This window comes from Rhodobacteraceae bacterium D3-12, assembly GCA_025916135.1.
GTDB lineage: Bacteria > Pseudomonadota > Alphaproteobacteria > Rhodobacterales > Rhodobacteraceae > JAKGBX01.
Map to the genome: position 1 here is coordinate 1,630,999 of CP104793.1, position 22,107 is coordinate 1,653,105.

Genomic DNA, 22,107 nt, shown 5'->3' on the forward strand with positions numbered 1-22,107 from the left:
AGCCTTACTTGAAGTTGCGGCTGACTTTGATCTGCTCCCAAGCCCAGACGACCTCTTGCAACTGCTCTTCCTGAGAGCGGTCGCCGCCGTTCATGTCCGGGTGCAGCACCTTGATCAGCGCCTTATAGGCCTTGCGCACTTCGACTTTGGTCGCGGTGTCCTTGACCTCAAGAATATCAACGGCGCGGCGTTCGGTCGGGGGTAGGCGGCGGCTTGTCACGCCACCGTTCTTGCCGGGGTTTTGCGTCGCATTGGCGCCCAGCACCTGATGCGGGTCTTCGATGCCAAGGCGTTCCCACGCGCGGGCCTCGGGGTCGCCCAGCGGTTTGGTCTCGCGCTCCCAGACTTTGTCCTTGGACATCTGGGCATTCAATTCCGCCTCGGTGGTGCCGTCAAAGAAGTTCCACTTGAGGTTATATTCCCGCACGTGATCCTTGCAGAACCAGAAGAATTCATCGAGCACGTCCGGCGCTTTTGGCGCACGGTATTTGCCCGGTTCATTGCAACCTTCGTGATGGCACACACGGGTAGAGGTTTCGGATGCGCCCGACATTCCACGGCGGCCACGTGGGTTTTTCTTCTTGGCAGAAGAAACGGACATATCGAAACCGAAGGGATCGGATTTGGTCATGCGCAAGCACCTTTTCGACTCGGACCAGGGAGTTTACCCTTTCCAGCAGAAACCAAAAGAGGTCAGAGGAAAAAAATTGACTAAAGAAGCGGAAATTCGCGCGGCCATTGAGGCGGCGTTTGATGTGCAAGAGATTGAAATTGTGAATGAATCCTCGCGTCATGCGGGGCATTCGGGTGATGATGGGTCGGGCGAGAGCCACTTTGCCATGCGATTGCGTGCGCCGGAACTGGCGGGGTTGAGTCGGGTGGCGCGGCACCGGGCGGTTCACAAGGCGTTGGGCGCGCCGCTGGTGGCGTCAATTCACGCGCTGTCGCTGGACCTTGGCTAGGGGCGCGCGCGCGGTCAGCTTGGGCGGTAGGGGTCACGTGGCAGGCTGTCATCGCCTGAGCCGCCTGTTGCGTCAGCGGTTTGGTCGCTGTGGTCCGGCTCGTAAGCGGCGCTGTCGTATGGGGCGGCGTCATCTGTGACGCCAGTGTCGGTTGTGGTGCCATCTGCGGCGTCGTGAGGCGTGTCGGTGTCATAGAGCGAGTCGGTGGCCGGGGTTGGATCGGGCGCGGGGGTGTCTTCTATCGTTTCTTGGTGAACGGTTTCTTGTGCCTGCGCGCGCGGGCGGCGAAACACCAGCATGTCACGATAGACCGTATGCGAGCCGGTCAGCCCCTGACGTTCGTCGCAAGGCAGGGTTTCGGCGCGTTGGTATTCCCAGCCCTCTGCGCCGTGTTCGTTCATAAGCTCTTGAATTGCAAAGGAAAACCGTGCTTCGTTGGTTTTGAGCCCTTTGCTTTTGACGCCTTTGCGGGGGGCGGGAACAACCTTGTATTCATAAAGCGTCATGGGTGCGGTCCTTTGCGGAAAATCCGCATCGTTCTAGCAAGGGATCGGGCGCAAGGAAAGAGGAGGTTAACGCAGCGTTCCGGCGGGTTAATGGCGGCAGCGGCGGTGTCGGGTGGGGGGGTGACTCCCGGCTGACATCCGGCTGACTCTCGGCTGCCGTCAGAGCCGGTATAGATTAACGCGGCATTAGGTTAACGGGCCGTGCGCTGTGGGTTAGCCGTGCATCCGTTCGGTGATCTGTTGGCGCAGGGCCATAGCGTTGGCGTGGTCCTGACTGGCGTGTTCGGGGTCGTAATGGGCAAGGGCGCTGTCGACATGAGAGAGCGCGGAGGCGAGGTGATTGCTGCCATCCGCAGCGCCGCCCGCCGCCGCAGCGCCGCCCGCCTCACTGTCGCAATGACCGGCCCAGTCGAGGTGCAGATAGGCGAGGTTTTCATGCGCCATTGCCCAGAGCATCGGCTGGCCGCTCTCGTCACAGTGCGCGAGCATGGCGAGATAGGCGTTTTCTGCGCGGGCAAACCCCTCTGCCGCCCCGCCAAGCACGGCCTGAGAGGCGAGCGCATTGCCGAGGTTGTTCTGGATCAGAAGCCAATCCACCGGGTGCTCGGGTTGCGTATAGACATCGAGCGCCGCGTTGAGCGCGGCAATGGCGCGTTCCAGCGTGGCGGATTGCAGAGCGCTGCTCTGGCTTTCGGCCTGAAGGGTGAGGGCGCTGCCGAGGTTGAGTTGAATGGTCGCCCAATCCTCGGGCTGATCGGCGGGGGGCGTGGCGGTGAGTGCGGTTTCAAATGCGGTGACGGAGCGCAGCAGCGAGGCGGCGGCATCGTCGCCCGCCTGCCGCTCGGCCAGCGATTTGAAGGCAACGCCGAGGTTTTGCTGACGCCGCGACCAGTCGAGCGGGTCGCTGTTGCGGTCGGTATGATCGAGCGCTTGGGTAAAGGCGGCGATGGCACGGGTCAAAAGGGTGATGCCACCGGCCCCCGAGGTGCGCCCGCCCGCCGTGTTCAGGGCCGAGCCGAGGTTGAGCTGTGCGGTGGCGTAATCCTCGGGCTCTGTGGCGGGGTCGATCTGAATGAGAGAGGCTTCAAGCAGGGTGATTGCCTCGCTCAGAAGGGCGGCGCTGTCGGGGCCCGAGGACAGGCGCGCCTGATTGTGCAGCGCAAGGCCGCGGTTGCGTTGTAACACGCGGGCAAGCTCGGCTTGATCGGCGGCGCGCGCCTGTTGTGTGGCAATGTCGAGCATGTCAGCGGCCAGCGCAAAGGCCGGGCCACCATAGCGTTGGGCGTGCGCCATGAGCAGGCTGGCGTAGTGGTTGCGCCGCCGCGGTGGCTGGGCGCGATCCACCGCGCCAAACGCATCGGCGGCGGCGGACATCAGGGTAAAGGCCTGTTCGGCGCGCCCCCGCATCAAGGCGTTCTGGGCGCGGGCGAGCGCGGTTTCGGCAAAGATCGTCGCCTCGGTGGTGGTGACCTGTGAGAGGATCTCCTCGACAGCATCGAAATCGAGCCGCTCTGCCGCGCTGAGCGCGTCGCGCTTAAGGTCGGCGACGGCGCTAACGCGGTCATCGAGGCTGTCGATCTGATCGCGGTAATCGGCGTATTCGCGGGCCTTGTCGGTGAGAAAATCAATCAGTGTCGCAGGGTCGGCATCGGGCGGCGCGCCAAACCGATGCGCCAGCGCGATGAGATCGCCGGGGGCGAGGTTGGCAAGGCTGGCCGGGGTTTCAAGGGCCTGTTCAATGCCGCCGAGCCGCGCGAGGATGATCTCGATCTGGCTCGATTGCTCTTGCTGGCGCTGCATCTGGATGCGGGTGAGCGCGGGATCCAGCGCCTCCTTGAGGCGGGGATCATTGCAGACCTGCTCAAGGATCGGCGCCATCAGGCGGCGAAAAGCGCGGATATGTTCGGGGCGATAGTCGGGCGCATCAAGCCGGTCGATCAGATCATCAAGGATGCGCCCCGCATCAAGCCCGTGATGGGCAAACTCCATCCTATCGGCAGAGGCGTCGAGCATTTGCGGCAGCAAAAGCCGGAGATCGGCAGGTTTGTCATAGGCGGGCTTGGCAAGGTCGCGGTGGAAGGCGCGGTCGATGTCGCCCGCAAGCTTGATGAGCGCCGGGTGGCGGTTGGACAACTCATCGCTGAGCAGGCTGAGCGCCGACAGCGCGGCACGCCCGACAAAAACCGATGTCGGGTTAGAGACGGCGGCGGCAATGGCAACGATCAACTGGCCGGTTTTGATGGATTTGGCGAACAAGGGCGTGATCCAATGGTGCGGTGGCGATGCCTTGCCAGCTTAGGGGCGCATCGGCACGGGTCAAGCCCGGCGCAAACCCGCGCGTCGCTCGGAACAGGCCTCGCGCGCCCGCCAGCCCCCCCGAAGTATGTCCCCACAAAGACAGCAGACCCCGCGCCGCGCCCTTCATCTTGCCACCAAATACTCCCGCCGGAGGCGCAGATCACCCCGCGCGATCCCGCTGGTGGGGGGGCGCGTCGCGCTCGGCTCAGCCCTTGCGCCGGATGCCGATGGGTTTGCCGACCGTCGCGGGCACCGGCAGATCTCGGTGTTCGGCCGCCAGCTCCTCGAGCTTGGCAAAGATATCGGCAGGCATGGGCGCCACGCGCGGCCCGGATTGGTCGATATGCAGCATCATGCCTTCGCCCGAAGCCGAGACCCAGCCATCGGTGTGGATCAGCTCTTGATAGAAATGGATGCGCTTTTCGTCGTAATCCAACACCTGAAAGCTGGCGCGGACCTGATCGCCGAGGTGGATTTCGCGCAAATACCGCAGGTGGAATTCACCGCTATAGGTGGTCATGTTGCGCGCCTTGGAATAGGCGGGGCCAAAGCCCAGACGCTGCCAAACCTCATCGACGCCGTGATCGAACAGAACATTGTAATAGGCCATGTTGAGGTGGCCGTTATAGTCGATCCATTCGGGGCGGACGGGCATGGGTTTTGAGATGAAGGGCGCGGTCATATGCTCTCTCCTCAGAAGGGTTTGACGACCACGGCCCAGAGGATGGCAATGGTTGCGAAGACGCTGATTTCGTTGAAAATGCGCAGGAACAGATCGGACTCGCGGAATTCACCGCGGCGTGCCCGGATCACCAGCCGCCCGGTCCAGATGTAATGCAGCGTCAGCAGGGTAACGAGGCCGATCTTGAGATGGGTCCAAGGCGCGAAATCCCACACCGCCCAAGCGAGGTAAAGCCCGGTCGCCACGCCGATCACAGCCAGCATCGCCGAAAAGCGATAGAGCCGCACGGTCAGGTCGCCGGTGGGGCCGAACTCTCCCAATCGGTCGTATTCACGCTTCCAATAGATCAGGGCGCGGGGCACGGCAAAGACGGATGTCATCCAGCCCATGACGCAGAGAATATGTATGATCTTGATCCAATCCATGGCGTGATGAATGGCCGATTGGGGCGAGGGGTGCAAGACCCGTCGGTTGACCCAACCGTTGGCCCAACCGACTGTCTTACCTGCTGAGCCCCTGTCTGTGGCAGGAGGCCTAAACAGGTAGCAAGGCCAGCCTCATTGGCCCTCCGCGCGTTACGGCGAGGTCTGTGCGTTTTCGATTTTCTCGATCAGCGTGGTGAGATCGTGACGGACAGAGCCATCGTCGCAGGGCAAGTTGGCGATGACCTTGTTGTCCTTGTTGACGTTGATGCCGCCGCCGTCGATCTCTCCTCCGCGATGGCCGGTCCAGTAGACTTCGTAGCCATAGCCGTCATCGGTCCAGAAGGTGACGGATTCGCTGACGTAGTTTCCCATGCCATTCCAAGGGGTTGCGGTGACCGAAGCCTTGTCGGTGACGATCTGCTTTTCGACTTTGCCGCCGGGGGTGAAATAGCCGTAAGACACCATGTCGCCGTCGAGCCAGATGGCATCGCAGACCTCGACCGCCTTGGCGCCGTTCTTGAGCGTGCAGGAGAACATCTCGGTTCCGTCGAGTTCACAGAAAGCGCCGGCGTGGGCCGTGGTGGCGGCGCTGAGCGCACCGGCTAGCGTGAGGCCGAGCGTAAGAGCGGGCAGGGTGTAGCGGGTCATTGGGTCGTCCTTGTCGAGCAATTATATTTGAAGCTGCCAGAGGCATATCGCGGGGCAGGGCGGCACCATCGGGGCGCGGAAAAGCCGGTTGTGATCCGGCCCGTGACGCGTCGCAGGTGGTCTGTCCTGATTCCGTTGACGGCGCGATTTTTTGCCGATTGGATCGGGGGGCGCAAGGGGGGCTTTTAGCGCTCTGGCGGGGTCCATTTGGCGGCGTCTTTACGGCCCCGATGCAGCCGCAGGGCAAGGCCAAGGGCAACGCCGACGCCGATTGCAACCGTCAGGTCGCTCAGCACGGTCAGCACGAGGGTCACGAGCAGCAGCGCCTGATCGGCACGCGGTTTGGCCATATGGTCACGCCATTTGTGCGGCTCGGTCATGTTCCACGCCGTGAGGATCAGCAGCGCCGCCAGCGCCGGCAGGGCGAGGTATCCGGCGAGCGGTGCCGCCAACAGCAGCACCAGCAGGATTGTCAGCGCATGCACCAGCCCCGCCACCGGCGTCTGCCCTCCGGCGTTCACATTGGTCGCGGTGCGCGCAATTGCCCCGGTGGCGGGCAGCCCGGCGAACAGGGCAGAGCCGATATTGGCAACGCCTTGGGCCAGTATTTCGGCGTTGGGGCGGTGATTGCCGCCAATCATCCGGTCCGAGACCATCGCCGAGAGCAGCGATTCCACCGCCGCCAGAAAGGCGATGATGAGGGCCGAGGGCAGAAGCTCGATCACGCGCTCGAAGCTGATCCTTGGCAGGGAAGGCGTGGGCAGATGGCTGGGCAGCGCGCCAAAGCGGTCGGCCAGCGTTTCGAGCGGCAGCGAGAGCCAGACCGCCCCGCCCGATATCAGCGCCAGCACAAGGACCAGCCCCGGCAAGCGCGGCGCGGCGCGACGCAGCAGCGTGATCAGCACGATCGTGGCCAGACCGGCAAGCGTTGCAGTCAGGGACAGGCTGTCTCTTGCCTCCCATAGCGCGGGGATTTTCTCAAGAAATTCAGCGGGTTGTTCGGCGATGTTCAACCCAAAGAAATCCTTGAGTTGCGAGCTTGCGATGATGACGCCGATGCCGATTGTAAACCCGTCGATCACCGCTTCGGGGATCAGGCGGATCAGGCTGCCAAAGCGGAAATACCCGGCGATCACAAGGATGATCCCGGCCATGAACGTGGCCAGCACCAGCCCGTCAAACCCGTGTTCGGCAATGACGCCGAACACCACCACGATGAAGGCGCCGGTCGGCCCGCCGATCTGGACCCGGCTGCCGCCGAGGGCAGAGATCAAAAAGCCCGCAACGATGGCGGTGATCAAGCCGGATTCGGGCGTGGCGCCAGAGGCGATGGCAATCGCGATGGACAGCGGGATGGCCACCATTGCCACCGTCACCCCGGCCAACAGGTCGGCGCGGAAAGTGCGGGCATTATAGTTTGCCAACATGGTGATCAGTTTGGGCGTCATCCCGGGTGTCCGGTGCAAAACATGTGATGGTCGAGGCGGGGCGCGTGAAAAATACCTGCGCGGCGGCTCTGATGACAGGGGTAAGGGGCTGTGACGCGAAAGGCAAGACGCGCGGCCTGTGACAAAACGACAGTCGGGTTAAGTCAGGCGGGTAAAGTCAGGCGGGTTAAGTAAATTTTTAGGGACCCCGGCGTAGGTTTGGCAGAGGACATGTGAGAGCGACAGAGGAGCGGGTCATGCAGGCATTGGTGGTAAGCGACGCGCCGGAGGCGCAGGTGGCCTTGGCGCTTGCGCTGCTTGGGCGCGGGTTTGTGGTGGCGACGGCGGGCACGGTCGAACATGCGCTGGCCTATGCCGGAACCGGTGCGATTGACCTTGTGGTGATGGCCGAACGGGTGGGCGGGCGGCTCAGCCATTCGGTCGCGCTTGCCGCAGAGCTGCGCAATCCGGCGGTGACGACGATGATGCTAACCCCGCGCAAGGGGGCGGAGGTTGAGGAGCTTTATCAGCTGCTTCCGTCGCTCTATTGCTTGTTGGAGCCGGATTTGCCGCGTGAGCTTGTGGCGCGTTTGGCGGTTGCGGGTGTGCGCGCGCAAAACGGCGATCCGGCCGGGCCAAACACCGGGGCGGACAGAGCCGGGATCACGGCGAAATCGCGGGGCACCCTTGGGGAAGCGCAAGGCCACAGGGCGGGGCGATGGCGGTTTAGCGCGGGCTGTGTCTGCGCGCGAGACGCGGTGACGCTCATGCCCAGCGTGCCAGCAGGGGTGGGAAACCCCACCCTATGCCGGTGTCGCGTTATAAAATGCCAGGCGGTTTAGCCGCCCAGTTTCAGCTGCCCAGTTTTTGCGCGACCAATTGGTTGACCGCCTTGGGGTTGGCCTTGCCGCCGGTGGCTTTCATCACTTGGCCCACGAACCAGCCCGCCAGCTTGGGGTTGACCTTGGCCTTTTCGACCTGAGCGGGGTTGGCGGCGATGATCTCGTCCAGAGCGGCTTCGATGGCGCCGGTATCGGTGACCTGTTTCAGGCCTTCGGTCTCGACGATCTCATCCGGTGCGCGGCCGGTTGTGTAAGCGATTTCAAAGACATCCTTGGCGATCTTGCCAGAGATCGTGTCGTCTTTGATCAGCGTGATGATGCCGCCGAGATTGGCCGGGGAAAGCGGGCAATCGGTGATGTCTTTCTCGTCCGTTTTGAGACGGCCGAAGAGTTCGTTGATCACCCAGTTGGCGGCAAGTTTGCCGTCATTGCTTGTGGCCACAACCGCTTCGAAATAGCCCGCAGAGTCGGTGTCGGCGGTCAGCACGGAGGCGTCATATTCGGTGAGGCCATAATCGCCCATAAAGCGGGCCTTTTTGGCGTCGGGAAGTTCGGGCAAGCCGGCTTTGATGTCGTCAACCCAAGCCTGTTCGATCTCCAAAGGAAGCAGGTCGGGACAAGGGAAGTAGCGGTAATCATGCGCTTCTTCCTTGCTCCGCATCGAGCGGGTTTCGTTCTTGTCCGGGTCGTACAGGCGGGTTTCCTGATCGACGGTGCCGCCGCCCTCGACGATCTTGATCTGGCGGCGCGCCTCGTATTCGATGGCGGCTTGGATGAAGCGCATGGAGTTCATGTTCTTGATCTCGCACCGGGTGCCGAGGTGCGAGAAATCCTGAGTTTCCATGTATTTCTCATACTGGCCGGGGCGGCAGATCGACACGTTCACATCGGCGCGCAGGCTGCCGTTTTGCATGTTGCCGTCGCAGGTGCCCAAGTAACGCAGGATCTGGCGCAGTTTGACGACATAGGCCGCAGCCTCTTCGGGGCCGCGAATGTCGGGGCGCGAGACGATTTCCATCAGCGCAACGCCGGTGCGGTTGAGATCGACAAAAGACATGTTGGGGTCCATGTCGTGAATGGATTTACCGGCGTCCTGTTCAAGGTGAATCCGTTCGACCCGCACAAGGCGCGCCACGCCGGGGGCCATATCAACAAGGATTTCGCCTTCGCCAACAATCGGTTCGTAAAGCTGGGAAATCTGATAGCCTTGGGGCAGATCAGGATAGAAGTAATTCTTGCGGTCAAACGCCGATTTGAGGTGGATTTCGGCGTTGAGGCCAAGCCCCGTGCGCACCGCCTGTTCGACGCAATATTCGTTGATCACGGGCAACATGCCGGGCATGGCGGCGTCAACAAAGGCGACGTTGGAGTTCGGCTCGGCGCCGAATTGGGTGCTGGCGCCTGAGAACAGTTTGGCATTGGAAGAGACCTGCGCGTGGACTTCCATCCCGATGACCAGTTCCCAGTCATGTTTTGCCCCGGAGATAACCTTGGGCTTGGGGGCTTCATAGGTGAGATCGAGCATGTCGCTGTATCCTGCAAATAGGCGTTGATTTGCGTTCTAGGGCAGGGGCCGAAAAGGGGCAAGGGGGCTGGAGGGGCGAAAACACCGCAGAGCGGGGCAAAACGCGCGAAAACCACCCGAAAAGCGGCGAAAAGGCAGGGAATTCCAGACTATCGCGGCGGCGCGGGGCGTGGTGTGATGGGAACATTATACGAGGGGGTTTTGATTATGCGGTTTTATCACAAGATCATTTTAGTGGCGCTTTGCCTCACATTCCTAGCGGCGGGGATCAAGGGTTTGCCGATCGAGGCAAGCGCGGATCTGGTTGATCCGCGCTATTGGCTGGCGGTGGGACAAGAGATTGTCGGCTCCTCGGAAAATGGCTGGTGCAAGTGTTCGTAGCGAGTGTGTTTAAGGGGTAAACGCAGGCCGCTTTGCGGATGTGTTTTAGCTGCCGGACCGTGTGCGTGTTCCGAATTGCGCCTGTTCCCGTTTCGGGGGCAGGCGCTTTGCTTTGGCTGCGAGGCGCGCGGGCCGGGCGAAAAGGCCGTTAGGGTTGCGGTTCATAGAGCCGCAGGCCGTGGGGTGAAAAGGCGATGGTCTTGCCCGAGCGGATTTCATCTGCGAAATGCCGCGCGATTGTGCGTTTGGCGGTCAGCATTCCGCGCCGCACCAGCGTTTTGCGCATCGGGAGCGGCGCGCTTGGGTCATGACCAAGAGCGGCCTGTGCCCAGACCAGCGGGTGCAATTCACAAAGATAATCCGAGAGGATCCAATCAAGCGTCTCATGCAGGCGGGCGCGGCTGTCGTGGGTCAGGTCGGGCGCGGTTTGGGGCAGCAGGTTGGGGTCCATGGTGATCGCGGCGTAGGCGGCCATCTGGTTGGCATAATACTGGTTCGCGAGAGCAGGGTTTTGGGCCGCTGATTGGGGCTCGGATTGACCAGAGACCTGCACCGGCGTTCGGGCCAGAATGTCGCGCATTCCGTCGATAAAGAAATCAAGGTCAATGACCCGCGCCGCGCCGGGATCAATCGCGATGGCATCCCAGAACACCCATGTATAGCCGCCATTGCCCCATGTCTCAGAACTCAGCGAGGCAATCCGGCGCGCTTCGAGTTCGAGGCGGTCGTAAGAGCCGTGCCAGCGTGGCAAAAGGTGGTGCCCAAGCGCGCGCATGGGCCGTGGGTTGGTTGGATCAAGCGCGATCAGCGCCTCGTATTCATCGGCCAGTTTGCCCACGGGCAGCGGACGCCCGGCCAGCAAGGCACAGCGCGCCGAGGGCAGCAGCGGACCCTTGGGTGACTGGTTGTTGAAGGCGGCCAGAATATCGGCGGCGCGGTCGATATGCGCCTCGAACAGGGCGAGGTTGCGTTCGGGAATTTCATGTGGCCAGTCGCCGCCGCGCCATGCCCATGCAAAATCAATATGGGTTTGGGCCACGATGACAGCGCGGGCATAGTCGCCCGGCTCTTCCATCAGCGCTTCTTCGAGGGCTTCGATCCCTTCGAGCGACGGGTTGGCCCCATCAAGGATCGCGTCTTCGCCGGCCTGCACCACATCGGCGCGCGCGCCATAGCAGAGCAGTTCCGCATGGCTCATTGCGCAGGGGGTTGAGCGGCGCGAGGTGTCGGCCTCGCGGATCAGGTCAGAGAGTTCATCCCAGCGGTCCTGACGGACAAGGTATTGCCCGTGGTCTTGCACGGCGGCGCGCGAGGTTTCCTCGTCCGACTGGTCGGCGGCGGGCAGGATAAGCTGTTTGTCGAGCCGTGCGATCAACTCCTCGTCGAGCCGCTCGCCGGTGACAAGCACACGGGCCAGATCGCGGCGTTGCATTGTCGGCGTCCGCTTGGACCGGTTTGGCAAGGCCTCAAGCGCGGGCTTGAGCGTTTTGGACAGGGTGGTCGAGAGCTTCATCCGGGACTCCGGTTTGGAATTGAGTGCGAGCAGCAGGCAGTGGCGCGGGTCTGGTGGTCTGTGTCTGGTGGTCTGTGTCTTGGGGCCGGGTATCGGGTGGCTTTCAGGCTAAAATCCGGCGCGGTGCGTGGCAATTTAGCGGAATTCCTGTGCCAAGTTGGGGCAGCGCGGCTTGCCGGTGGTGGCTTTCCGCCGAGGTGCGACGCTCTAGGTCATTGCAATCGTGGCAAAAATCGGGTTTGATTGAGGGATGATCCGGGGGGAGCATAAAGGCGGCGTCTTGCTGCCAATTTGGGCGCGCGTTGCTGCGCCTCTTGGCATTTGTGCAGGAAAAACGGCTGCAGGTGGCGTTGTGTCGATTGGCTTTGCCTTGCTGCTCGCTTTGGCGCCGGTTCGAACCGGGGCAGAGGCGATTGCCGCCACTCCGCAGGCTCCGCTGACCCCCGCTATGACAGGTCAGGACGCCAGCGCCGTGATCAGCACCGGCCCTGCGGTAAGTAAAACCCAGAACCCGGCCCAAGATACGGCCCAAGATCCGGCGAAAAACCCGCCCCAAGATAAGGCACCCGCCACGGCCTTGAAACAGCCCGCCGAGGACGCGCCCGCGACCATGCCGCTTTTGCGTTCAGGCGCACCGCGCCCGACATTGCGCCCCAAGGCGCGCAACGAAGTGGTGCCAAACGCGCGTTGGTCGCATCGCCCCGAAGCGATCCTGTGGACCCGCAGCGCGCTTGCGGCGCTCAAATCCCATGGCAAGCCTTTGGTCACCATGACACCACGCGATATTGCCGATTGGTGTCCGGCCTATCCGCTGGCCACGCCGGACGAGCGGGCGGCGTTCTGGGTCGGCTTCCTGTCGGCGCTGACCAAGCACGAGAGCACCTACAAGCCCGGCGCAGTGGGCGGCGGTGGGCTGTGGTATGGGCTGTTGCAAATCCTGCCATCCACCGCGCGGCTTTATAAATGCGAGGCACGCAGCGGGGCGGCGCTCAAGAACGGTTCCGCCAATTTAAGCTGTGCGATCCGCATCATGGCGCGGACGGTGCCGCGCGACGGGGTGATCCACGGCTATTCCCGCACCAAGAACAAGAAGGCGCGCGGGCGGGGCGTGACGGCCGATTGGGGCCCGATGCATTCGGCCAAGAAGCGGCGCGACATGAAGGCGTGGCTCAAGCAGCAGACATATTGCAAGCCGTTGTCCTCGATCCGCCCGCAGCTGCGCCCCGAAGGGTTGCGCGATAACGGGTGAGGGGGGCGGTGGGGTGGAACCCCACCCTACGGCGGGTGGTCATTGTCTGTCGAACTGGACAACGCGCGGTCTACGTGAGAAAGGACGCTCCGAGAAATAAGGAGGCCGCCCATGGTCACGACACGATTTGCCCCGTCGCCCACCGGATACATCCATGTCGGCAACCTGCGCACCGCTTTGATGAATTTTCTGATCGCCCGCAAGGCGGGGAGAGTTCATTTTACGGATCGACGACACCGACCCGGAGCGGTCCAAGGAAGAGTATGTCGATGCGATCAAGCAGGATCTCGACTGGCTCGGCTTGCATTGGGACCGGGTTGAGCGGCAATCCGAGCGGCTTGAGCGTTACGCCGCCGCTGCCGACCGCTTGCTCGAGATCGGGCGGTTTTACGAGTGCTTTGAAAGCCCGACCGAGCTGGATCTCAAGCGCAAGAAACAGCTGAACATGGGCAAGCCGCCGGTTTATGACCGTGCGGCGCTGGCATTGTCGGAGGACGAGAAAGCGGCGCTGCGCGGCGAGCGGGGCGGCTATTGGCGCTTCAAGCTCGATCACGAGCGGATCGAATGGGACGATGGCATTGGCGGCGCGACCTCGATCGACGCGGCAAGCGTGTCTGATCCGGTGCTGATCCGCGCCGACGGGCAGGTGCTCTATACGCTGGCCAGCGTGGTTGACGACACCGAAATGGGCGTGACCCATGTGGTGCGCGGGGCGGACCATGTGACCAATACCGCGACGCAGATTCAGATTATCAAGGCCCTGGGTGGCACTGTGCCGTCGTTTGCGCATCACTCGCTGTTGACCGGTCCGCAGGGCGAGGCGCTGTCCAAACGGCTCGGCACGCTGTCGCTGCGCGATCTGCGCGCGAATGGCGTGGAACCGGCGGCGCTGTTGAGCCTGATGGCGCGGCTTGGGTCAAGCGATCCGGTCGAGGTGCAAACCGATATGGGCGCGCTGATCGACGGCTTCGAGATTGGCCATTTCAGCACCGCTCCGACCAAATTCGACGAGGCCGATTTAGGTCCGCTCTCGGCACGGGTGCTGCATGCGTCCGAGCTGGACGAGGTGGCCGAAGATTTGGCCGCCGCCGCCGTGCCGGACGCGCTTGCGCCCGCCTTCTGGGAGGCGATCCGCCAGAATGTGGAAACCCGCGCCGATATCGCCAAATGGTGGGTGCTCTGCCGTGATGGTGCCGCGCCGGTGATCGACGCAGAGGATGCGGATTTCGTTGCCGAAGCGCTGGCGCTTTTGCCCGACGGGCCGTTTGACGAGACCAGCTGGAGCAGTTGGACCGCCGAGGTCAAAGCCGCCACAGGGCGCAAGGGCCGTGGCCTGTTCATGCCGCTGAGAAAGGCACTGACAGGCATGGAACACGGCCCCGACATGGGCGCGCTTTTGCCGCTCCTACAGGTGATCCGCGCCAAGGCGTAAGCAAAACCCGAGACGTCGCGCCCGCCCCGTGCCTGCGCTGCGTCCCGCCCACCCACCCCCGCAGCGCAGGCACGGGGCTTGAGCCATGTGGCAGATGCGTGTGTTGACCAAGAGGGCCTTGGGCGCTGTAACACTCTGCGGCCCTGTTTCTTTAATGGTGACAAATACCCAAATTCCGCCGCTCGCCCCATAGACCAGCGGTTTGCAGGTGGTCTGCACCGCTGCAGTTTTTCGGTGAAAAGCCGAGCGAAGCGAGGCCCCCCGGCGGCGCGCGCAGCGCGGCGCAACCTCTGCAAGAGGGGTTGCCATTTAGCGGCAAACCTGACCTGCTCAGCTTCGCCGTACAAAGGAGACGCCGATGGCTGGGGAACAGGCCGCCTTTCTTCAGGGTTCACTGATGCGCCATATCACCGTGATGGCCATGACCTCGACCGTGGGGTTGATGGCGGTGTTCATGGTCGATTTGGTCGATATGATCTTTATCTCCATGCTGGGCCACGACGAGCTGGCCGCGGCGGTTGGCTATTCCGGGGCGATCCTGTTCTTCACAACATCCTTCAGCATCGGAATGGCGATCGCTGCGGGCGCTTTGGTGGCGCGCGCGCTTGGCAGTGGCGACGAGGCATTGGCGCGCCAGCGTGCGGCGACCTCGCTGGTGTACGGCGTCGTGATCGGGATCGGGTTCTCGGGTTTGATCTGGTACAACATTCCGGCGCTAGCGGGGTTCATGGGGGCCAGCGGCGAGACGCTTGACTTGGCCACCGGCTATCTGAGGATCATAATTCCGACCTTGCCGGTGCTGATGCTGTCCATGGTCGGCGGTGCCATCCTGCGCGCCCATGGTGATGCGCGACGGGCGATGATGGCCACGGTTTTGGGCGGGGCGGTGAATGCGGTGCTGGACCCGATCCTGATCTTCGGGCTGGACCTTGAATTGACCGGCGCGGCCATGGCCAGCGTTGCCGCGCGTGTGGCTATGGCCGGGGCGGCGCTCTGGCCGATCTTTCGCTTTCACGGCGGCCTTGAACGGCCCGGGCTCAAGGCGTTCGCTGTCGATTTTCCCGGCCTGTTCGCCATCGCGGGCCCTGCGATCCTGACACAGTTGGCGACCCCGGTGGGGCAGGCCTATGTCACGCGCTCCATGGCGCAATACGGTGAAGACGCGGTGGCCGGGATGGCGATTGTCGGGCGGCTGACGCCGGTGGCCTTTGGCGTGCTTTTTGCGCTCTCCGGCGCGATTGGCCCTGTTATCGGACAGAATTTTGGTGCCGGAAAGATGGGCCGCGTCAGGCGCGGTTTCCGCGAGGGGTTGAAATTCTGCGCCGCGGTTGTCGTGCTGGTGACGCTGGCGCTTTTCCTGTTGCGCGCACCGATTGCGGACCTGTTTGGCGCAGAGGGGACCTCGCGACAGTTGGTCTATCTGTTCTGCGGACCTCTGGCGTTGCTGTTTTTCTTTAACGGCGTGATCTTTGTGTCCAATGCGGCATTCAACAACCTTGGGCATCCGTTTTATTCCACTTGGGTCAACTGGGGGCGTCACACGCTGGGCACTATTCCGTTGGTCTTGCTGTGCAGTTGGATCTGGGGCGCGCCCGGTGTGCTGATCGGGCAAGCCATGGGCGGCGTGGTTTTTGGCGCGCTGGCCTATGTTATGGCGCGCCGCGTTATGGCGCGTGGGGGGCGCAAAATGCCTGCGCATCCGTTCTCGCGTCAGGCGCGGTTGCTCGGGTTGTTTGGCGTGCGCCGCTAGCACGCCGCGCTCAGGCGTTCCCGCCCACCCACCCCACGCCTGAGCGCGGCTTATCGCGATTTAGCGGGGGGCAGCGTGGCATAGAGCCGTTGGGAATTTGAGTGTTTTCACCAAGAAAGAGCCACCAAAGCATTTCTTTAATGGTCTAAATACCCAATGCGCCCGATCCGGTGGGCCGTGACTCTGGCGGCGGTGCGCGGTCATTGGCGTTGGGCTGGGCCGAGCGAAGCGAGGCCCCCCCCGCGACGCCGAAGGCGGCGCAATCCCTTTGAACCTGCTGACGCCGAAGGCGGCGCAACCTCTTCAAATCGGTTTCGGATCAATCAAAGTGACGCCAAGCCGTTTCAGCGCGGCATCGACAAAGTCGATTTCATCGCTGGAGAGGTGTTGGTGACGCGGATAGAGCGGGGCTGTGCGGTCGTTCATCACCGGCGCGTCCCAGCCATCTGTGGTTTCGAAAAACCGCTCCGCGCCCTCGGCGCCGAACGCCTTGAGATAGCCTTGGACCACCACGTCAAGATAGCTGAGCAGCACCGGGTGGGCCGTGTCGGGCTGTGCGTGGGCGCCATCGGCGATGGCATAAAGCGCAACCGGGGGCGCGTCTGGCAGCGGGTGGTCGATCGTGTCTTGGGCCGCCACGCGGGCATAGGCGTGTTCGCGCAGATCAAGGGCTGACCAGTTGTCGTCTGGCACATGGGCGATCATGCCGTCGATATTGCAAGAGTTGTCGGGCACCGCCGTCAGGAACGCCACGGGGCGCAACGTGGTGTGGCGCCACGCCCGCCGCCAGCCGCGTGCGCGGGCGGGGTGGGCATCGGCAAAGTCATGGGTCGCGAGGTTCACCAGCGAGCCATATCCAAAGAAATAAGCGCGGTTTTTAGGGTCCATCCGGCCAGATGACCCATGAATTGATCCATGTCAAATCGTCAGCGCCAAAAAACCGGCATAGCAGGTTCACCTTTTTGCAGCCAAAGTCATAGCCCCTTTGAGGAGACCACCGCATGCGCATCACCAAGAGAACGAATATCGCCATTCGCGTGTTGATGTATTGCGAGGTCAATACTGGCCGCTTGGTCACCAAGTCCGAAATCGCCGAACGCTGCAACATCAGCGAGAACCACCTCGCGCAGGTTATCAACCAGTTGGGGCAGCTTGGTTATCTGAAAACGCACCGGGGCCGCAATGGCGGCATTGAACTGGGCCGTCCTGCCGGCGGGATCGTGATTGGCGAGGTGTTTCGCGTGCTGGAGAGCCATGTGCCGCTGACCGAGTGTTTTGCCGATGTCGATAACACCTGTCCGCTGGTGGATGCCTGCCGGTTGCGTCTTGCCATTCAAGACGCGGCCGAGGCGTTTTACAGGCATCTTGATACGGTGACGCTTGATGGCTTGGTCTGTGACAATGATCCGCTCAAAGCGATCATGACCACGGGTGGTTGCGGGCAACGCCCGACGGCGCAGGCGTAGCTGGCTGATCCGGCGACAAGATGGCTGCTAAAGCGCACTGCTGGCCGCAAAATCGCGGCATAAAGGTGTTAGCGCCGACATGAGGCAGGCCACAAGACCATCATGAAAGCTATGAACCGCAAGCCACAGGAAAACCCTTGCCGTGGTGGCGCAGTTTGGACTAGTTTGCCGATAACCGCAGGTTCGGGAGAACCGACATGTTCGGTGCCGAAGGAGCAACCGCCCCGGAAACTCTCAGGCCACAGGGACCGATCCTGCGTTTGACACTCTGGAGAGAGCCCGGTTCAACCGGGACGCCGAAGGGATAGCGATCTCAGGCGACGGGACAGAGGGGGCATCTTGGCGCGGGAGCAACCCCGTGCGCAAAAGGATGCCGGGTGGGGTGCGTAGCTGCAAGAACCGCGATCCGGCCCGCTTTAGGGAGACGGAAATGGCGGATTTGAAACGCACATGCCTATATGATCTACATATCGAGTTGGGTGCCAAGATGGTGCCCTTTGCGGGCTATGAAATGCCCGTTCAATACCCGATGGGGGTGATGAAGGAGCATCTTCACACCCGCGACGCGGCGGGGCTGTTTGATGTCAGCCACATGGGGCAGGTGATTGTCCGTGCCAAGGATGGCGGCAACGGGGCGGACGCGTTCGAGCGGCTTGTGCCACAGAGCCTTGTTGCGCTGGCCGAGGGGCGGCAACGCTATGCGTTTTTTACGGATGACAACGGCGGCATCTTGGATGATCTGATGGTCGCCAATCGCGGCGATCATCTGTTCGTGGTGGTCAATGCCGCCTGCAAGGACGCCGATATCGCCCATATGAAAGCCGCCCTGCCGGAGTGCGAGGTGGAAGAGATCACCGACCGCGCGTTGCTGGCCATTCAAGGGCCGGAGGCCGCCGAGGCCCTGTCCGGGATCATTGCCGACGTAAAGGCGATGCGCTTTATGGATGTGGGCGTGTTCCCGTCGTTTTTTGGCGAACTCTGGATCAGCCGTTCGGGCTATACCGGAGAGGACGGCTTTGAGATTTCGGTCGCCGCAGAGCGGGCGAGCGCGCTGGCCGGGCGGTTGCTGAGCGATCTGAGCGTTGAGCCGATCGGCCTTGGGGCGCGGGATTGCTCAGGCTTGAGGCGGGCTTATGCCTTTATGGCAGCGACATTGACACCACCACCAGCCCGGTCGAGGCCGCGCTGAACTGGGCCATTCAAAAGGTGCGGCGCACGGGTGGCGCGCGGGCGGGCGGTTTTCCCGGGGCCGAGCGTATTCTGGACGAGCTGGACAATGGCGCCGCGCGGCGCCGGGTTGGTCTGCGCCCCGAAGGGCGGGCGCCGATGCGCGCCCACACCCAGATTTTCGAGACCGAAGAGGGCGGTGAGCCGGTGGGCGAAGTGACCTCGGGTGCCTATGGACCGAGCATCGAGGCCCCGATGGCGATGGGATATGTGCCTGTCGCCTTGTCGGCCCCCGGCACCCGGCTTTACGGTGAAGTGCGCGGCAAGCGGCTGCCTGTGGTGGTCGCCGAGATGCCGTTCACCCCTGCCAATTTCAAACGATAACCCAAGTTAACCTGAAAAAAAACCTGAGATAATCCAAGTGGGAGAGACCCTGATGAAATTCACCGAAGAACACGAATGGCTGCGCGAAGAAGACGGGCTTATCGTTGTGGGCATTACCGAACATGCCAGCGAGCAGCTGGGGGATGTGGTGTTTGTGGAGCTGCCCGAGGTTGGCACCGAAGTGACCAAAGACGAGGAGATCTGCGTGATCGAAAGCGTCAAGGCGGCCTCGGATATCCTCGCTCCGCTGGATGGTGAGATTGTCGAAGTCAACGATGCCATTGTCGATGATCCGGGCAAGGTGAACGAAGACCCTCTGGGCAACGCGTGGTTCTTCAAGATCAAGGCGAGCGATCTGTCGCCGATGGAAGATTACATGGAAGAGGCCGCTTACAAAGCCTTTATCGGCTGAGCCTGTCGCCGCGCCGGGGAGCCTCCGGCGGGAGTATTTGTGGAAAGATGAAAGGGCGGGGCGCGCGACGAGCGCGTGTCGTCCGGGGGATATGATATGCCGTTCGAACCGACCGAGTACCTGCCATATGATTTTGCCAATCGCCGCCATATCGGGCCAAGCCCGGCGGAGATGGACGAGATGCTGGGCGTTTTGGGGGTCACATCGCTGGAGGCGTTGATTGACCAGACCGTGCCAAAGGCGATCCGTCAGGTCGAGCCGCTTGAGATCGGGCGGCCCAAGTCGGAGCGCGAGTTGCTTTATCATATGCGGGCGACGGCGGGGAAGAACAAGGTTCTGCGTTCGCTGATCGGGATGGGGTATTACGGCACGGTCACGCCGCCCGCGATCCAGCGCAATATCCTTGAGAACCCGGCGTGGTACACGGCTTACACCCCGTATCAGCCTGAGATTTCGCAGGGGCGTCTTGAGGCGCTGTTGAACTTCCAAACGATGGTGAGCGATCTCACCGGCCTTGAGATCGCCAATGCCTCGCTTCTGGACGAGGCGACGGCCTGTGCCGAGGCGATGACCATGGCGCAGCGGGTGTCGAAATCAAAGGTAAAGGCGTTCTTCGTCGACCGCGATTGCCATCCGCAAAACATTGCCGTGATCCAGACGCGCGCCGCGCCTTTGGGGATCGAGGTGATCGTTGGCAACCCCGAAAAGCTCGACCCTGAAGCGGTGTTCGGGGCGTTGTTTCAGTATCCCGGCACCTATGGCCATGTGCGCGACTTTACCGGCATTATCGAAAAGCTGCATGCGCACAAGGGGATCGCCATTATGGCGGCGGATATCATGGCGCTGACCATGCTCAAAGAGCCGGGCGCGATGGGGGCTGATATTGCCGTTGGCAACACCCAGCGGTTCGGCGTGCCGATGGGCTATGGCGGGCCGCATGCCGCTTATATGGCCTGTAGCGGGGCGCATAAACGGGCGATGCCGGGGCGTTTGGTGGGCGTGTCGATCGACAGCCACGGCAACCGCGCCTATCGCTTGGCGCTTCAGACTCGCGAGCAGCATATCCGCCGCGAAAAGGCGACCAGCAACGTCTGCACGGCGCAGGCTTTGCTGGCTGTGATGGCGGGGATGTATGCGGTGTTTCACGGGCCAGAGGGCCTGCGGGCGATTGCCCAGCGGATCCACCGCAAGACCGTGCGGCTGGCCAAGGGATTGGAAGAAAACGGCTTCAAGGTTGATCCCAAGTCGTTCTTTGACACGATCACGGTGGATGTCGGCCCGCTTCAGGCGGCGGTGATGAAATCGGCCGTTGATGAGGGCGTGAACCTGCGCCCTGTAGGCGAGCGCCGTGTCGGGATTGCGGTGGATGAGACCACGCGCCCCGAAACGCTGGAAGCGGTGTGGCGCGCCTTTGGGATCATCCGCAAGGACGATGATTTCACGCCGGAATACCGCGTGCCAGAGGCGATGCATCGCACGAGCGATTTCCTGACCCATCCGGTGTTCCATATGAACCGCGCCGAGACCGAGATGATGCGCTATATGCGCCGGCTTGCGGATCGTGATCTGGCGCTTGATCGGGCGATGATCCCGCTTGGCTCCTGCACGATGAAGCTGAATGCGGCGGCCGAAATGATTCCGATCAGCTGGCGCGAGTTTGCCAATCTGCACCCCTATTGCCCGGCGGATCAGGCGGCGGGGTATCACGAGCTGATCTCGGATCTGAGCGCCAAGCTGTGCCAGATCACCGGCTATGACGATTTCTCGATGCAGCCCAATTCGGGCGCGCAGGGGGAATATGCCGGATTGCTCACGATCTCGGCCTATCACGCGGCCAATGGCGAGGGGCACCGCAAGACGTGCCTGATCCCGATGAGCGCGCATGGCACCAACCCGGCGAGCGCCCATATGGTCGGCTGGGATGTGGTGCCGGTGCAATCGGCCGACAATGGCGATATTGATCTCGACGATTTCCGCGCCAAGGCCGAGCAGCACGCCGACACGCTGGCCGGTTGTATGATCACCTATCCGTCAACCCATGGCGTGTTCGAAGAGACGGTGATCGAGGTTTGCCGCATCACCCACGAGCACGGCGGGCAGGTCTATATCGACGGGGCGAATATGAACGCCATGGTCGGGCTGAGCCGTCCTGGAGACCTTGGTGGCGATGTGAGCCATTTGAACCTGCACAAGACCTTTGCCATTCCGCATGGCGGCGGCGGCCCCGGCATGGGGCCGATCGGTGTCAAAGCGCATTTGGTGCCGCATCTGCCCGAGAAAACCGGCGCGGTGAGCGCGGCGCCCTTCGGCTCGGGCTCGATCCTGCCGATCTCTTGGGCCTATGTGCTGATGATGGGCGGTGCGGGCCTGACACAGGCGACGCGCGTGGCGATATTGAACGCCAACTACATCGCCAAACGGCTGGAAGGCGCGTTTGAAGTGCTGTTCAAAGGGCCGAACGCACGGGTGGCGCATGAGTGCATTCTTGACACGCGCCCCTTTGCCGATAGCGCCGGGGTGAGCGTTGATGACATTGCCAAGCGGTTGATCGACAACGGGTTTCACGCGCCGACGATGAGCTTCCCGGTGCCCGGCACCTTGATGGTGGAGCCGACGGAGAGCGAAACCAAGGCCGAGCTGGACCGGTTCTGTGACGCGATGCTGAGCATCCGCGAAGAGATCCGCGCCATCGAGGACGGCAAGATGGACGCCGAGAACAACCCGCTCAAAAACGCGCCGCACACGATGGAGGATCTGGTCAAGGATTGGGACCGGCCCTATTCGCGCGAGGAAGGATGTTTCCCTCCGGGGGCGTTCCGGGTCGACAAATACTGGCCACCGGTCAACCGGGTCGATAACGCCTGGGGGGATCGCAACCTTGTGTGCATCTGCCCACCGATGGAAAGCTATAGCGACGCGGCGGAATAGGGGCGCGGTCCGGGCCCTGCCGCACCCCCGCCGGGCGCTACGCCTGACCACAGTTGTGGGACGCTCCGCGGGAGGTATTTTGAAACAGAAGAAGCGCGGGCTGTAAAAAG

Annotated in this window: 18 protein-coding genes, 2 pseudogenes and 1 riboswitch; of the genes and pseudogenes, 10 read left to right on the plus strand and 10 right to left on the minus strand. The window is 62.4% G+C overall.

Annotation, left to right across the window (positions count from 1 at the left end):
• Positions 1-4: 4 nt before the first annotated feature.
• Positions 5-631: a J domain-containing protein gene (locus tag N4R57_08060; GenBank protein UYV38956.1), complete on the minus strand. Its 627-nt coding sequence runs from the start codon at positions 629-631 to the stop codon at positions 5-7.
• 76 nt (positions 632-707) lie between these two features.
• Between N4R57_08060 and N4R57_08065 the strand changes: the two genes are divergently transcribed.
• Positions 708-962: a BolA family transcriptional regulator gene (locus N4R57_08065; protein ID UYV38957.1), complete on the plus strand. Its 255-nt coding sequence runs from the start codon at positions 708-710 to the stop codon at positions 960-962.
• Positions 963-976: 14 nt separating this feature from the next.
• Here N4R57_08065 and N4R57_08070 read toward each other — a convergent pair whose 3' ends face one another.
• The 6 genes from N4R57_08070 to N4R57_08095 form a co-directional block, all read right to left on the minus strand.
• Positions 977-1,468 carry a DUF4177 domain-containing protein gene (locus N4R57_08070; protein ID UYV38958.1) on the minus strand — a complete coding sequence of 164 codons (492 nt, stop codon included), beginning with the start codon at positions 1,466-1,468 and terminating at the stop codon, positions 977-979.
• A 213-nt stretch (positions 1,469-1,681) separates the two neighbouring features.
• Entirely contained in the window at positions 1,682-3,724 is a 2,043-nt protein-coding gene (locus N4R57_08075; protein ID UYV38959.1) for a hypothetical protein, read from the minus strand.
• A gap of 247 nt (positions 3,725-3,971) precedes the next feature.
• The gene (locus N4R57_08080) at positions 3,972-4,448 is read right to left on the minus strand and encodes a thioesterase family protein (protein ID UYV38960.1); all 477 of its coding nucleotides are present in this window, start codon (positions 4,446-4,448) and stop codon (positions 3,972-3,974) included.
• A gap of 11 nt (positions 4,449-4,459) precedes the next feature.
• Positions 4,460-4,873, minus strand: a complete 414-nt coding sequence (locus N4R57_08085) for a CopD family protein (protein ID UYV38961.1) — start codon at positions 4,871-4,873, stop codon at positions 4,460-4,462.
• Positions 4,874-5,023: 150 nt separating this feature from the next.
• The gene (locus N4R57_08090; GenBank protein UYV38962.1) at positions 5,024-5,521 is read right to left on the minus strand and encodes a hypothetical protein; all 498 of its coding nucleotides are present in this window, start codon (positions 5,519-5,521) and stop codon (positions 5,024-5,026) included.
• A gap of 185 nt (positions 5,522-5,706) precedes the next feature.
• The gene (locus N4R57_08095) at positions 5,707-6,969 is read right to left on the minus strand and encodes a SulP family inorganic anion transporter (GenBank protein ID UYV38963.1); all 1,263 of its coding nucleotides are present in this window, start codon (positions 6,967-6,969) and stop codon (positions 5,707-5,709) included.
• Between the two features lie 236 nt (positions 6,970-7,205).
• Here N4R57_08095 and N4R57_08100 point away from each other — a divergent pair, with 236 nt between their 5' ends.
• Complete coding sequence (locus N4R57_08100) at positions 7,206-7,790, plus strand: hypothetical protein (protein UYV38964.1); 585 nt, start codon at positions 7,206-7,208, stop codon at positions 7,788-7,790.
• A 10-nt stretch (positions 7,791-7,800) separates the two neighbouring features.
• Here N4R57_08100 and gatB read toward each other — a convergent pair whose 3' ends face one another.
• The gene (gene gatB, locus N4R57_08105; protein ID UYV38965.1) at positions 7,801-9,315 is read right to left on the minus strand and encodes an Asp-tRNA(Asn)/Glu-tRNA(Gln) amidotransferase subunit GatB; all 1,515 of its coding nucleotides are present in this window, start codon (positions 9,313-9,315) and stop codon (positions 7,801-7,803) included.
• A gap of 177 nt (positions 9,316-9,492) precedes the next feature.
• Here gatB and N4R57_08110 point away from each other — a divergent pair, with 177 nt between their 5' ends.
• On the plus strand, positions 9,493-9,696 hold the full coding sequence (locus tag N4R57_08110; protein UYV38966.1) for a hypothetical protein: 204 nt from the start codon (positions 9,493-9,495) through the stop codon (positions 9,694-9,696).
• 148 nt (positions 9,697-9,844) lie between these two features.
• On the opposite strand, the gene N4R57_08115 is transcribed toward N4R57_08110, so the two are convergent.
• On the minus strand, positions 9,845-11,209 hold the full coding sequence (locus tag N4R57_08115; GenBank protein UYV38967.1) for a hypothetical protein: 1,365 nt from the start codon (positions 11,207-11,209) through the stop codon (positions 9,845-9,847).
• A gap of 610 nt (positions 11,210-11,819) precedes the next feature.
• On the opposite strand from N4R57_08115, the gene N4R57_08120 reads away from it, so the two are divergent.
• The 3 genes and pseudogenes from N4R57_08120 to N4R57_08130 all read left to right on the plus strand — a co-directional run bounded on the left by N4R57_08120 (position 11,820) and on the right by N4R57_08130 (position 15,640).
• Positions 11,820-12,458 carry a transglycosylase SLT domain-containing protein gene (locus tag N4R57_08120; GenBank protein ID UYV39536.1) on the plus strand — a complete coding sequence of 213 codons (639 nt, stop codon included), beginning with the start codon at positions 11,820-11,822 and terminating at the stop codon, positions 12,456-12,458.
• A 111-nt stretch (positions 12,459-12,569) separates the two neighbouring features.
• A pseudogene (gene gltX / locus N4R57_08125) lies at positions 12,570-13,890 on the plus strand (glutamate--tRNA ligase).
• A gap of 358 nt (positions 13,891-14,248) precedes the next feature.
• On the plus strand, positions 14,249-15,640 hold the full coding sequence (locus tag N4R57_08130; protein ID UYV38968.1) for an MATE family efflux transporter: 1,392 nt from the start codon (positions 14,249-14,251) through the stop codon (positions 15,638-15,640).
• A gap of 303 nt (positions 15,641-15,943) precedes the next feature.
• On the opposite strand, the gene N4R57_08135 is transcribed toward N4R57_08130, so the two are convergent.
• Positions 15,944-16,528 carry a gamma-glutamylcyclotransferase gene (locus N4R57_08135; protein ID UYV38969.1) on the minus strand — a complete coding sequence of 195 codons (585 nt, stop codon included), beginning with the start codon at positions 16,526-16,528 and terminating at the stop codon, positions 15,944-15,946.
• Between the two features lie 113 nt (positions 16,529-16,641).
• Here N4R57_08135 and N4R57_08140 point away from each other — a divergent pair, with 113 nt between their 5' ends.
• From N4R57_08140 to gcvP, 4 genes and pseudogenes are all read left to right on the plus strand, one after another.
• Complete coding sequence (locus N4R57_08140; protein ID UYV38970.1) at positions 16,642-17,106, plus strand: Rrf2 family transcriptional regulator; 465 nt, start codon at positions 16,642-16,644, stop codon at positions 17,104-17,106.
• A gap of 174 nt (positions 17,107-17,280) precedes the next feature.
• Positions 17,281-17,367, plus strand: a riboswitch (glycine riboswitch).
• Between the two features lie 169 nt (positions 17,368-17,536).
• Positions 17,537-18,657, plus strand: a pseudogene (gcvT, locus tag N4R57_08145) (glycine cleavage system aminomethyltransferase GcvT).
• A 52-nt stretch (positions 18,658-18,709) separates the two neighbouring features.
• Entirely contained in the window at positions 18,710-19,069 is a 360-nt protein-coding gene (gcvH, locus tag N4R57_08150; GenBank protein ID UYV38971.1) for a glycine cleavage system protein GcvH, read from the plus strand.
• A 96-nt stretch (positions 19,070-19,165) separates the two neighbouring features.
• Positions 19,166-21,997 (plus strand): aminomethyl-transferring glycine dehydrogenase, encoded by a 2,832-nt coding sequence (gene gcvP / locus N4R57_08155; protein ID UYV38972.1) that lies wholly within the window; start codon positions 19,166-19,168, stop codon positions 21,995-21,997.
• Positions 21,998-22,107: the final 110 nt, after the last annotated feature.